Source organism: Desulfobacterales bacterium (assembly GCA_029211065.1).
In the GTDB taxonomy this organism is placed as follows: domain Bacteria; phylum Desulfobacterota; class Desulfobacteria; order Desulfobacterales; family JARGFK01; genus JARGFK01.
In genome coordinates this window covers 1-12,970 of record JARGFK010000121.1, presented here as the reverse complement: position 1 = coordinate 12,970, position 12,970 = coordinate 1, and the positions used below count along the sequence as shown (strand labels likewise).

The following is a 12,970-nucleotide window of genomic DNA, read 5'->3' as shown; positions in this document are numbered from 1 at the left end:
CATTACACACAACGGCCTAACTGGAACTACTCAATTGCTCCAGTGAAAATGTGAATTAATTTTTGCGTAAGCCCTTAGCAGGACAAGGAGCCGCCAGCCGGAAAAAATGATGCCGAAACCCGTGACCAGCAGCGGATATAATTTTTTTGGCCAAGTGGTGGCAGCAAACAAAGCGAAAATAAAAATCATCAAAATAAACAACGCGAAAAAGACTTCTGCTTTAACTTTTGAAATATCCTGTTTCTGCCGGCCTCTTTCGTTGTAGATCCGCCAGCCCGAATACGCCAGTGACAGGGCCGAGAGTATCAGCAGGACCACCGTTACCGGGCGCATCATAAAATCAATTCCCCAGGCCGACATCGACTTGTAAAATAATCTTCCGCCAGGGGGCCTAAAATAAAACCGAGAATCAGCGGCGCGCGGGGATATTTCCACCGTTTCAAGGCGTAGCCTAAAAACCCGAAGGAAACCGCCAGAATAACATCCTGCCAGAAGTTTCGAATTAAAAAAGCGCCCATGGCGGTCATAAACATAATCGGCGGTATCAAAAGGCTGCTGCGCAGATATGCCAATATGCCCATATAGCGGGAAAGGGGATAGAGGGTCACCGCTCCCAAAATATTGGCAATGACCAACACCCATACCATACCCCAAACCAGATCCAGGTGATCCACCAGCATTTTGGGACCGGGGGTAATGCCGAGAATAAGGAACGCGCCCAGCAAAATCGCCATGCCGCTGCTGCCGGGAATACCGAAGCCCAGGGTCGGCAGCAGCGCGCCGCCCTCCTTGGCGTTATTGGCGGTTTCCACGGCGATAACCCCGCGGACATCGCCTTTGCCGAAGTTTTCACTGTTTTTACAGGTTTGGGCGGCGTGGCCGTAGCAAATCCAGGTGGCGGCATCGCCGCCCAGGCCCGGTATAATTCCGACGATGACACCGATGACCGAGGTGCGCAGGGTCAGCCACCATTCTGTAAAAACGACTTTGGTGCCGTCCCACAGCTGCTTCCAGCTCATTTTTACATCGACTTGTGAGATCTTGGCGGTACTGCCCCGGGCGCCCAGCTCCATCATTTCGGTAAAAGCGAAAAGTCCCAGCACAATGGTGACGATGTGCAGACCGTCCCATAACCAGAGCTGATCAAAGGTAAAACGCCCCACCCCGGTATGGGGGCTCAGGCCGACCATGCCCAGCAACAGACCCATCAGGGCGGTGGTAAACCCCTTGGCCATGGACTCGCGACTGACCACCACGATCGTTGTCAGGCCAAAAACAATCAGCATGAACACTTCGGGTGATCCAAAAGACAGGGTAATCGGCCGCAGCACCGGAATCAGCATCGCCAGCACTATCGCACCGATAACGCCGCCCACCGCGGATGCCGCCAGCTGGGCGCCCATGGCTTCGCCGGCCCGGCCCTGCTGGGCCATGGGAAAGCCGTCAATAATGGTTGCAACGGTCGGTCCGGTTCCGGGAATGCCGAAAAGAATGCTCGGAATGGAGCCGCCGGTGTGCACCACCGAATGCATGGCCAGCAGGAAGGCAAGGCCTGCAAAGGGTGTCATCCCGAATACAAATGGAATCAGCAGGGCCAGCGCCAGGTTGCCGCCCAACCCGGGGACCGCGCCGAAAAAGTTTCCGATAAAAGTTGCAGAGATCATCAGCCAGACGATCTGCCAGTCCAGCAAGAGTTTAAATCCGCCCACCATTCCTTCGAACATGTGATGCCCTCCTTAGGTAGTAAAAACGATGAAAGCGCGATAAATGCGTATAGAACTGGAGAAAGGCGGAGGGGCTAGCTTTCGCCGGCAAATTTGAACCACAGCAGGGAATAACCATTACTGCCGGGAGGCAACGCGTGCCCGTGCGGATGGTTGGTAATTGGAATCATGGCCACTCATGCCTGTTGTAAAGACTGTATAAGGGTCAATCTTCTCTAAAGTCCTTTTCAGACTTGCGATGGTGCGGCTTCTTCTTGTTTTTATCCCGCCCGCCGGTTTCTGGTTCAAGCGTTCGCTCTTTTTTGTTACGGCATTCCGGGCATCGTTTGGGATTGCTGAATCCCCTGGCGTGGGCGCGTTCCTGATCTTTAACAGCAAAAACAAAGGAACGATTGCACTGGATACAGGAAATAATGAGATCTTTCATTTTGCCACTTCTGTTGGTGAGATGGTTTCTTATGTTGTTACAATTCTTTTCTAAAAATTACCTTGTGGTCGCCATTTTTAAAAAAATCATTCAACGTGCAGACGGGACGGTAGCCATGTTTTTCGTAAAAGGCCCTGGCCGGTGCGTAGGCAAGCGTTGAAGATGTATCCACATAAATGTGCTTTCCATTATTACGCCGGATGGCTGCTTCCATAAATTCAACCAGCCGGCTGCCAACCCCTTTTTTTGAATGCTGACTGTCCACCGCAATCCAATAAAGATCGTAGCAGTAGGCCGTCATGGGGATGGGGCCGAAACAGATATAGCCGGCAAACGCTTCAGCGGGATAGACAGCCGAATAGATAAGGTAGTCCCGGTTTGACGGATTGTCCAGAACTTCGTCGACGAGTTCCATGGCCACCTGGACTTCGGCCTCGTTGAAAGTGTCCCCCTGGCAAAGGATCGGGAGAATTTTACTTCTGTCCTTCGGATTAAGCGGCCGTATCAACATTGCGGGCGGACCTTCTCTTCATAAAATCTACAAAACGTTCTACCATCTGGACATAATTCAGGCCGGACTTTTCAATCGCCGCGGCAAATCCGGCATCAGGGCTCAGGCAGGGATTGGCATTTACTTCAAGGATATAGAATTTTTTCTGATCGCCCATCCGGATGTCGATGCGGCCATAGTCTCTCAGCATCAGTACGCGAAAGCACACATGGGCGGCCATTTCTATTTTGCGTTGCAGGGAAACAGAGAGATCCCCGGGAAATTTTCGGGTCGTGTGAAGATATTCAAATGAAGATTTGTCCCATTTGGCATTGTAGTCCAGGATCGGGTAGGTGCTGTCAGGATAATCCACGAAATCAATTTCCGCTACGGGAAGGAGCCTGGCAGACGGGTGGCCCCAAAGGGAAACATTAAATTCCCGACCAGCGATATATTCCTCTACCAGCAGGGTCCCGAAGCGGCTGTATAAATCCGCGGTTCTTTTTTTGAGAATTTTCTTATCGGTGACGATAGACTCCTGGGTGATGCCGACGCTGGCATCTTCAAACTGCGGTTTGATGATAACCGGAAATTTTAATTCAGCCGTATTGAGTGAATCGGCATTGGTGTAAACAAGATGGTTCGGTGTTGAAATACCGGTGGCCCGCAGCAACCGTTTGGTTAAGAGCTTGTCGGTTGTCAGCATCAATGATGTGGAAGGCGACCCCGTGAATGGAATGCCGAGAAGTTCAAAAACCGCCGCCGGATGTCCGCACAGGTTTGCATCCTCATCCACCGTTTCACACAGGTTAAATATCATTTTGATTTGATGCTCTTTTACGGACTGAACAAACGCGGCGATGTCGCGGGTAAAAGGAATTCGCACCGACGGATAGTTTAGCCTGGCAAGGGATTCTTCGATGGCTTCAACCTGGGTCAGGACGTCTTGCGAGGACTCAGAAAAAAGGGTGCCGGCAGATGCCGGCAGGTTAAACACAATGCCGATAATGTTTTCAGACATGACCACAGCCTGCTTTACGCCTTTGTTTGCACGGGGAAATAGCGTTTAATGGCAGATGAAAGGATAGCGCCGATAAGAGATGTATAGGTCATTTTAGCTTTTTTGGCAAGGATGCAAAGGTCGGAGTTCTGGGGATGAAGCCCTGCCAGGGGATTGACCTCCAGAAAGTTCGGGGTTCCTTTATCATCCACGCGCAAATCGATCCTGCCGCCGTCCAGGCAGCCAAGTCCCTGCCATGCATCCAAAGCGACCTGTTTGGCTTTTTCAGCCAGGGCATCCTCTACCAGGACATAGTCAACCAGTTTTTTAAAGTGCTCCTTGTTGTGATAGGAATAGACTTCCGCTTCCGCCTTGTTGTTAAGAATGACTTCCAGGACACCGATGGCAACCGCTTCGGCGCCGCTGCCCAGGATCCCCACCGTAAATTCTCTTCCCGGCAGAAACGCTTCAACCAGGACGGGCTGTTTAAAAGTTTCCACCAGGCTGTTGCAGACGCTCGCCAGTTCTTCCTTGTTGGTAATTTTCGATCTGGCAGTGATGCCTTTGCCGGTTCCTTCAGCGACGGGTTTGGCAAACAGCGGAAACGTGAATTCTTGCCCGTTAAGGGTGGAACCCTTGTCCCATACAAAAAAATCGGGGGTGGGAACCCCTATGTCTCGAACGACCCTTTTGGTCATGCCCTTATGCAGGGTCAGGGAGAGAACCATGGGGTCGGAAAAAGTATAGGGGATTCCATAAGCATCCAGCAGCGCCGGAACCAGGGCTTCGCGCCCGAAGCCCTTTAGTCCTTCGGCAATATTAAACACCATATCCCAGCGATCGCCCGCAGCCAGCCGAACCGTCAGAGAACGCATATTGCCGATCCGGTCTGTTTGGTGCCCCAGGTCCTGCAGTGCGCTGTCGATGGCCGCTATGGTTTCAGGTTTATCGAACTCGGCGGTTTCCTCTTCACTGAACCCTTCCGCCAGGTAATCTTCCCGCAGGTCATACGTCATACCAATTTTCATGCGTTCCATTTCCTTATGAGAGCAACGATGGATCTGGCGGATTTTGGGCGGCGTCCGGGTATCGGCAAATGCGACCCTGATAGTTTTGCAGCAGCAGATCGTTGCCTTCCCGGCCGACCACATATTCGGGAAGCAACGGAATCTTGCCGCCCCCCCCGGGTCCGTCAATGACGTAGGTGGGGACTGCGTAACCGCTGGTATGGCCCCTTAATCCCTGGATGATTTCAAGCCCTTTTGATACCGGCGTTCTGAAATGAGCTGACCCGATAATGGGATCGCACTGATACAGGTAATAAGGTTTCACCCGATTTTTGAGCAGGCCGTGATAGAGCCTTTTCATTGTCTCCACCCGGTCATTTACACCTGCCAGCAGAACCGTTTGGCTTCCCAGGGGGATTCCCGCGTCAGCCAAGCGTTGACAGGCCGACTGGGTCTCCGGCGTCAGTTCATCGGGATGGGTAAAGTGAATGCTCATCCATAACGGATGATATCGTTTGAGCATCCGGATCAAACCGCTGGTGATCCGCTGGGGCAGAACGACCGGTGCTTTGGTACCAATACGAATGATTTCTACATGCGGTATGCGGCGCAGGCGGGAAAGCAGCCATTCCAGCCGGTCGTCCGAAAGCGTCAACGGATCGCCGCCGGACAGCAAAACATCCCGAACCGATGGCGTCGCTTCGATATAGTCCAGGCCCGCCTGCCAGCGGGATGGGTTAAAGCGATGGGTAAGGCGCTTGCCGACCATGCGGGATCTGGTGCAATAGCGACAGTAGGTTGAGCAGAAATCCGTGACTAAAAAAAGAACACGGTCCGGATATCGATGGACCAGTCCGTGTACAGGGGAATCATTTTCTTCCCCCAGGGGGTCTTCGGATTCTTGCGGGGCATGCAGATACTCATTTTTCACCGGTACGACGCTGCGTCGCAAGCCCTGGCCGGGGTTGTCTTTTTCCAGCAGACTCAAGTAATAGGGGGTGATGGCAACGGGAAAGATGGCATCACGATGAAAACCGGCTTCGCGTTCATCCTTGGAAAGGGAAAGGAATCGTTCCAGTTGGCTTAAGCTTGTAATCCGATGGCGAAGTTGCCAGTGCCAGTTGTTCCACTCTGTTTCGGTGACGTCTTTAAAAAACTGTCTGCGAAATGTCAGAGTTTTTTCGCTGGACTTGTTACTGCCAAGGTTGTTTGAATTTAAATCCCAAACAACTTTTAATTTCGTTTCTGTTGAATAACCTGGTGAGACATCGTCTGATTGAAGCGCAATGACGCCTAAACCAGGCAATGTACTCGGAGGTTCCTTTTCATCGTTCAGCAACATTTCTTTTGCCATTGGTGTTACACCTCCTGTGTGATTAGCGAGCGCTATAAATCGCTCAAGTTTTAATAATTTCAGTCGTGTTTCAGCCGGTCCGTCCGACTGCTGTCCGTCTTGTTGCGGACAAATATATTTTAATAATAATTTAAAGAGTTTAAACCACGATCGGGTTTGTTTTCAACCCCATCGCAGTTGTAAAAATTAGTTGCTTACTAAACAGCAATATCCGTGCCAAACATAACCATTTGATATTATTGAGTTATTATATTCAACGGGCCCTACAAATCGGAATTTCAAATTCCGATTTTGTGACGAAAGATCATTCTGAAATATTGGGAATAGACGTAAAGGCGGAACTGGTGTATATTTAGACATAAAATCGTCCATTATAAAAATCGGAAATTATGGTTCCGATTTTCGGGTCTGTCGGAACTCATGGTTCCAAAATCGGCCTTGCCCAGGAAATCATCGCCACGCTTAACAAGTTGATCCCATTGAAGGATTCCACAACTTTGGGATGCAAAAAAAACATGCCGACGAAACTTTTGAACGGGATCGTTCTGTTTCGATGCAGTTACAGAACAGGGTTTCAGCAAGGATTTCGGGGTCCCCCATGTGTCGAAGTGCTGAGAAGAAAAAGATAAGGTTTCGTGCCGGGCCTGACGTCTCACGCCACACCCCTTAATTTTCTAAGGAAAAAAATTGTTTGATAGTTTCTGAATATCGATCTAAGTATTCACAGCCAAATAGGAACAACAATTTAGTCACGGTTTAATACAATATATTCCCTGTGTCAATAAAATAGATACCATATGTTGGGGATTTCAGGGAAATATGATTTTACAAATATTCTTTCACTCCCGTGGGATATTGTTCAAATAAAATTTAAAAAATGATTTCTCCGGTCTGTCGGGTGCTGTATCCCCCCAGGGCTTCAACCCGTTGTTTGAACCCGGGGGAATGGATGGTTTCAAGCAGGATCTGAATATTTTCAGTTTCCAAAAACATTTGCGGTATGACCAGATCGTAGCGTTCGGTGACAACGGGAATAAAATCCAGCCCAAGTGCCTTGGCAGCAGCGTAAATACCGAGACCGACATCCACGGAACCGCTGAGAACGGCAACGGCAACCGACATGTGGGTAAACTCATCGGTTTCATATCCGTTAATTTCAGCGGGATTAAGACCAAGTTCTTTCAGGCGGTAATCAAGTAAAATCCGGGTGCCGGAGCCGGCCTGCCGGTTGATAAAAACAATGTCATCCCGCACAAGATCCTCGATCCCTTTTATTTTCCTGGGGTTTCCCGGTGCGACGATGAGCCCCTGGTCACGAAACACGAGCTGGACCAGTCGGACGCCGCCGGGGGGGCTGTCATCGGAGATATACTTGTGTATATATGAAATGTTGTAAGTGCCGCTTTCGGTATCCAGCAAGTGAGAACCGGCCACATGGCAAACCCCTTTTTTGATTGCCATCAGGCCGCCTAAACTTCCCACATGACTGGATGAAAAGGTCAAGTGGCTATGGGTGGCTTTGATTTGATCGGCCAGAATGTCCAGGGTCATATCATGGCTGCCCACCACGACGATGGTATTCTGAACAGATGAAAGCGGTCGCAGAAGTTCGGCCGGTACCGGTCTAAATTCTTTCAATCCTTCAACATTGTTGGGAATCCGGATGATGCCGTCTGCCTCGGTAATCGAGGTGATGCAGCCCGCACCGCGCGGCAGCGGGGTTGCGACGATTTTACTGCCGACAGCGCCCAGCTTTACCCGCAGGAATTCCTCAACCCCCAGCTTTGACGCTATTTTTTTGGTCGGCTCCACCATAACGGTGGGTCGCTCCCGATCCGGCTGTCCCAGCAACCGACAGATGAGCGGTTCGACAAACTGTTCAAAGGCGACAATCGCTGAAACCGGATAGCCGGGGATGCCGATGGCCGGTTTGGAGCGGACATCGCCGATGATGACCGGTTTGCCCGGCATGATGGTCACACCGTGCACCAGCACGTCGCCCAGGTCGGAAATGACATCTTTGGCATAATCTTCCGAGCCGGCGGAAGATCCGCCGATAATCAGGACCATATGAAAATCAGCGTCAATGGCGGCGGCAACGGCCTGTTTAATCTTTTCCTGATCATCGGCGAGCATGTCGTGGCGGGTATAGCAGCCGCCGGTCGCTTCCGTCAGCGCTCCCAGTACATAAGCGTTGGTCTCCAGTATCTGGCCGGGTCGGAGCGCTTCTATGGCGGTATGGCGCCAGTCGACCAGTTCTGTTCCCGTTGGTATGATAAAAATTTTGGGGCGCTCTTTAACCGAAATTGAAAAGATACCGCCTGAAAGCAAAGCCCCCACACAATAGGGTGTGATAACGTGATTCCGGGGGAACAGCAGTTCCGTTGCCACAATGTCTTCACCCATTTTGCGGACATTCTGCCAGGGAAAAACCGGTGCTTCGATTTCGACCTGTTGAGGGTCCAGCACATGAACCTGTTCGATCATGATCACGGCATCCGTGTTTTCAGGCATGACATGACCGGTATTGACATAAAATGCGTCCGTACCAATTTTGAGCTGCCGGGGTTTGGCTTCACTGGCGCCGAAACTTGATGCGGCCTTGACGGCGATGCCGTCCATAGCAGCAGAATGAAAACCGGGAGAAGAGAGCCGGGCGGTTACCGGTTCGGACAGAACCCTACCCACGGCATCCGGCACTGAAACAGATTCACTGGAAAGTACCTCAGACAGCTGAAAATGCTTTAAAACAATTTCCCGGGCTTCATTGAGCGTTTTCATTTTCAGGTACACATTGCGGCTTGATTTCATTTCTTCTCCAAACAAAGCATACGGTTATGGATTGTATCGATGGTCTTGAATGTTATCATTGGCAGTTGTAATTATAGCTGCAGGACTTCAACTTCCGAACCCTCATCCAGGCCCTCCGTATCGCGTCCGACCTGAATCAGGCCATCAGCCTTTACCATTGTGTTGATCAATCCGGATTTTCCCAGGATGGGGGTCGCCCACAGGATGCCCGCTTTATAAGCTAATTTTACCCGGATAAAATCAACGCGTCCCTGAGCGGACGAAACGTTACGGCTGAGACGGGCACGGAGGGGGGGGCGCAACCGGCCCTCGTCTGCAAGGCCGCCGATATGCTCAATAAACGGCCTCACAACAACGGCGAAAACAATCATGGCGGATACCACGTGTCCCGGTAAACCCCACAGCGCTTTGGGGCCGGATCGGGCCAAGATCGTCGGTTTCCCGGGGCTGATGGAAATGCCGTGTACCAATATCCGGGGATCCGGCAAGGCCGACAGCACATCGAGACTAAAATCACGAACGCCTACAGAGCTGCCGCCTGAAATCAGGACCATGTCCGTTTGGTCAAGGGCCTGAGCGCATGCTTTGTAGAGATCATCGGCGTTATCGCAAACGATTCCGAAAGGGACAGGAACGGCACCGGCATCGTGAACCTGGCAGGAAAGGGTATAGGTATTGATATCTCGAATTTGTCCCCGCTCGGGTTTTTGATCCACCGGAACAATTTCATCTCCGGTGGATATGATAGCCACCTGCGGTTTTTTAAACACAACGATCGATTCTCGTCCGAAAGCCGCCAGCAATCCCACTTCCTGGGGTCTGAGTTTCCGGCCCCTGGTTAGAATTTTTTCATCTTTTTTAAAGTCTTCAGCGATCTCAACAACATGCTGACCGGGGGCAACACTGCGGTAAGCTTCGATTGTCTGGTCGTCGATGGCGTTCACATATTCAATCATTACAACGCTGTCTGCGCCGGCCGGCAGCATCCCGCCGGTTGATATCCGGGCGGCCTCTCCGGGGCCGATGACAAAAGACGGGGTTTCCCCCATGGCAATTGAGCCTGTTACGGACAGATAGGCCGGATTGCCTTCGGTGGCGCCGAATGTTGAGGAAGCCTTTACGGCAAAACCGTCCATAGTGGAGCGGGTAAAATCAGGCAGGTCGACATCGGAAAAGGCATCGACAGCCAGCACCCGGCCGTTGGCGTCAATCAGCGAAATTTCTTCGGTTCCCACATGCCGGAACTCAGACCGATAATCCAGAACCTTGTCTAAATCGGTTACTTTAAAAAAATCTCTCATTATAATATTTTCCGCAGCCTTAAAATTCAGATGATATTAGAAGTTCGGGAGAATTTTAACACGGATTGGATCGGGTTGAAAGATTAAAACCTGAGATTTGTACGTATTGTAGGATTTTATCCGCAAGATTCAGGCAAAAAATATCGCTGTTTTCAGCCCGGCGATAGACAGCCACGCCGCAGGCAGTGGTAAAGATTGCAGTATTTTTTTCATTAAGAATTTGAATCAGACCGTCATCAGTTGGTTCTTGCGAGGAAAAAAGAGATTATTTTTCGTCATCATCAAAATCTTCATACTCATCATCCACAATTTTGAACGAAGTATTGTTTTTTTTGAGAGCCGGCTTATCATCGAAATCATCTTCTATATCGTCATCCAACACTTCCTCGATCCCGGTTGCGTCATCCTCGATGTCTTCCACGATCTTGCGTTTGACGCGTTGTTTGATGATGAAATCGACATCGTCTAAAACGACTTCACTGGACGGGCTGGGTTCAGGGCCGTATATCGTCAACACGGCATCGGCAATTTTATTTGCGAACAAACCGGAGGGGTACATATTCGGGGTCCGCAGAGCGGCAATGAGCGCCTCTTTGCCTTTGGTTATGGCGGCAGTAATTTTTTCTTCAGAATATGTCTCCTGACAAAGAAAGGATAGGATTTCCTTGTCCAGTTCGGCATACTCCTTAATGGTTATCTGTTTCTGCTCCGTATTTCTTTCAATCAGATACTTATGCTTCATGCTAAATCTCCAATAATGACAAAAATGTTCGCTGGTCGTTGGTTGCCAGGTCAATATTCACTTGAAATTTTTCTTGGGAAACCATAAAATTCGCATCCTGTCAATAACCAAAATAATTTTTTTTATTCCGGTCATCATATTTTTCTTTTCCCGACGCTTTTGCCGATAGAGAGAACCGTTGGAGCGGCATAAAAATATTGACCTGCCAATTTTAAGATGTTAAAGAACGGCCTTAATCTTTGGAGGGATGGCCGAGTGGTTTAAGGCGGCGGTCTTGAAAACCGTTGAGTGTCAAAGCTCCGTGGGTTCGAATCCTACTCCCTCCGCCAGAAAATTCAATAAAATTGAATTTTACGGGTAGCCAATAGCCACAAGTATTTTTATGTGTAAAAATCCTGGAGAGATGGCCGAGTAGGCTGAAGGCGCTCGCCTGCTAAGCGAGTGTGGGGGGAAACCTCCACCATGGGTTCGAATCCCATTCTCTCCGCCATTTCAATAAGTTAAGGCCGATGAAGTGACTTCATCGGCCTTATTTTTTTGCGGGCGGGTCAATATGGGGGTAAAGATTTGATTTCTCCGGAGCCTGTTACATGCGATAATCCATGCGTGGCGCCTTATTGTTTCGACCTTTATTTCTCTCAAAAAATTTGCGCTGGGGCTTCCGATGGCGCTGTTGACTGTCCTCACGAACGGAAGCCGGGACGTTGTAGTCAAAGTTTGACAAGGTCCGTTGTTCGACTTCTGAACCGATGATTCGATTGATGGCGCGTACCATATCTCTGTCGTCCCCGGTAATCAGCGTGAAAGCTTCACCGCTGCAAGTCGCCCGCCCGGTCCGGCCGATGCGGTGAATGTATGCATCCGGAGTTGAAGGGATATCGTAATTGATGACATGCGAAACCCGGGTCACGTCAATACCCCGCGCGGCAATATCGGTGGCCACCAGAATCTGAAACGTTCCGTCCCGAAAGCCATCCAATGCAGCCTGGCGTTTTCCCTGGGAAAGGTTCCCCTGCAGCGAGGCCGATCTGTAGCCGGCGACAGCCAGCTTTTTCCCCAGACTCTTGGCGCGGTGTTTGGTGCGCGTAAAGATCAGAACCGATCCGGTAGGCGTACTTTCCAACAGATTCAGCAACAGCGCCGTTTTCAAATGCTGGGCTACCGGATAGAGCGCATGGCTGACAGTGTCTGCCGGCGCGGCAATTCCGATCTGGACGGTGACTGGATTTCGCAGGATGTCCTTGGCCAGATGTCGTATTTCGGCGGGCATGGTAGCCGAGAAAAGCAGCGTCTGGCGCTGTTTCGGAAGATGGGTCAAAATTCTTCTGATATCAGGGAGAAACCCCATATCGAACATCTGGTCAGCTTCATCTATTACCAGCACTTCCAGTCGGGAGAGATCGACGGTATGACGGCCGATATGGTCCAGAAGCCTGCCGGGGCAGGCAACAATTATATCGGCACGCTTCAACTTCTGAATCTGTGGGTTAATTGCCACACCACCGTAAACAGTGGCGCTTTTAAGGCGGGTCTTGCACCCCAGGGTTTCGATCGCCTGGTGGATCTGTTCAGCCAATTCGCGGGTGGGGGCCATTATCAGGGAACGGACGCTGCCGTTGTGACCGCCCATCAATCGATTCAGGATCGGCAGGACGAAAGCAGCTGTTTTGCCGGTTCCGGTTTGGGCCAGTCCCATCACATCGCAACCCTTCAGAATCGGCGGAATCGCTTTGTCCTGAATCGGGGTCGGAGCGCTGTAGCCGGCTTCTAAAACGCCTGCCGTAACAGCAGGGTGAAAATTAAATGTTTCAAACTTCAAATAATACCTTCTTTCTGTGTTTCCATAAAAAAAGCCCCGGAGTTATTCCGGGGCTTACGTAATTTTTGATCAACAACCAGGAACACCATAATTTGGCCCGACTCTACAGGTTGTCGGAACGGCTGTCAAGCTTAATTGTGAAACCTGTTCTTTGTTTGCATATAAGCGGTGATATTCAAAAAAGACCTGTGTGTAGAAGCAGATCCAGGTTATTTATCAAACTGGGTATGCAGTTAACTCAACCGCCCACTATATGTAGAGGGTTACCTCCAATAATCATTTGGCGCGACACAGG

At 50.4% G+C, this 12,970-nt stretch carries 11 protein-coding genes and 2 tRNA genes; 2 read left to right on the top strand and 11 right to left on the bottom strand.

The window, feature by feature from the left end:
• Positions 1-30 precede the first annotated feature (30 nt).
• The 10 genes from P1P89_19505 to P1P89_19460 form a co-directional block, all read right to left on the bottom strand.
• On the bottom strand, positions 31-336 hold the full coding sequence (locus P1P89_19505) for a hypothetical protein (protein ID MDF1593699.1): 306 nt from the start codon (positions 334-336) through the stop codon (positions 31-33).
• Entirely contained in the window at positions 333-1,724 is a 1,392-nt protein-coding gene (locus tag P1P89_19500) for a tripartite tricarboxylate transporter permease (GenBank protein ID MDF1593698.1), read from the bottom strand. The genes P1P89_19505 and P1P89_19500 overlap by 4 nt, the downstream gene beginning before the upstream one ends.
• 205 nt (positions 1,725-1,929) lie before the next feature.
• Positions 1,930-2,151 carry a zinc-ribbon domain containing protein gene (locus tag P1P89_19495; protein ID MDF1593697.1) on the bottom strand — a complete coding sequence of 74 codons (222 nt, stop codon included), beginning with the start codon at positions 2,149-2,151 and terminating at the stop codon, positions 1,930-1,932.
• Positions 2,152-2,188: 37 nt separating this feature from the next.
• A complete protein-coding gene (locus P1P89_19490) occupies positions 2,189-2,662 on the bottom strand; it encodes a GNAT family N-acetyltransferase (protein ID MDF1593696.1) in 474 nt (157 codons plus the stop codon).
• Complete coding sequence (locus P1P89_19485; protein MDF1593695.1) at positions 2,643-3,662, bottom strand: ATP-grasp domain-containing protein; 1,020 nt, start codon at positions 3,660-3,662, stop codon at positions 2,643-2,645. Before P1P89_19485 ends, P1P89_19490 begins: the two co-directional genes overlap by 20 nt.
• 14 nt (positions 3,663-3,676) lie before the next feature.
• The gene (locus P1P89_19480) at positions 3,677-4,669 is read right to left on the bottom strand and encodes an ATP-grasp domain-containing protein (protein ID MDF1593694.1); all 993 of its coding nucleotides are present in this window, start codon (positions 4,667-4,669) and stop codon (positions 3,677-3,679) included.
• 13 nt (positions 4,670-4,682) lie between these two features.
• A complete protein-coding gene (locus tag P1P89_19475) occupies positions 4,683-6,002 on the bottom strand; it encodes a KamA family radical SAM protein (protein ID MDF1593693.1) in 1,320 nt (439 codons plus the stop codon).
• Between the two features lie 870 nt (positions 6,003-6,872).
• On the bottom strand, positions 6,873-8,813 hold the full coding sequence (locus P1P89_19470) for a molybdopterin biosynthesis protein (GenBank protein ID MDF1593692.1): 1,941 nt from the start codon (positions 8,811-8,813) through the stop codon (positions 6,873-6,875).
• Between the two features lie 71 nt (positions 8,814-8,884).
• The gene (locus P1P89_19465) at positions 8,885-10,114 is read right to left on the bottom strand and encodes a molybdopterin molybdotransferase MoeA (GenBank protein MDF1593691.1); all 1,230 of its coding nucleotides are present in this window, start codon (positions 10,112-10,114) and stop codon (positions 8,885-8,887) included.
• A gap of 265 nt (positions 10,115-10,379) precedes the next feature.
• Positions 10,380-10,856, bottom strand: a complete 477-nt coding sequence (locus P1P89_19460; protein MDF1593690.1) for a hypothetical protein — start codon at positions 10,854-10,856, stop codon at positions 10,380-10,382.
• A gap of 241 nt (positions 10,857-11,097) precedes the next feature.
• Between P1P89_19460 and P1P89_19455 the strand changes: the two genes are divergently transcribed.
• Positions 11,098-11,185, top strand: a tRNA-Ser gene (locus P1P89_19455).
• Positions 11,186-11,253: 68 nt separating this feature from the next.
• Positions 11,254-11,346, top strand: a tRNA-Ser gene (locus P1P89_19450).
• Between the two features lie 96 nt (positions 11,347-11,442).
• Here the strand turns inward: P1P89_19450 and P1P89_19445 are convergent.
• Positions 11,443-12,675 (bottom strand): DEAD/DEAH box helicase, encoded by a 1,233-nt coding sequence (locus P1P89_19445; protein MDF1593689.1) that lies wholly within the window; start codon positions 12,673-12,675, stop codon positions 11,443-11,445.
• Between the last annotated feature and the right edge of the window lie 295 nt (positions 12,676-12,970).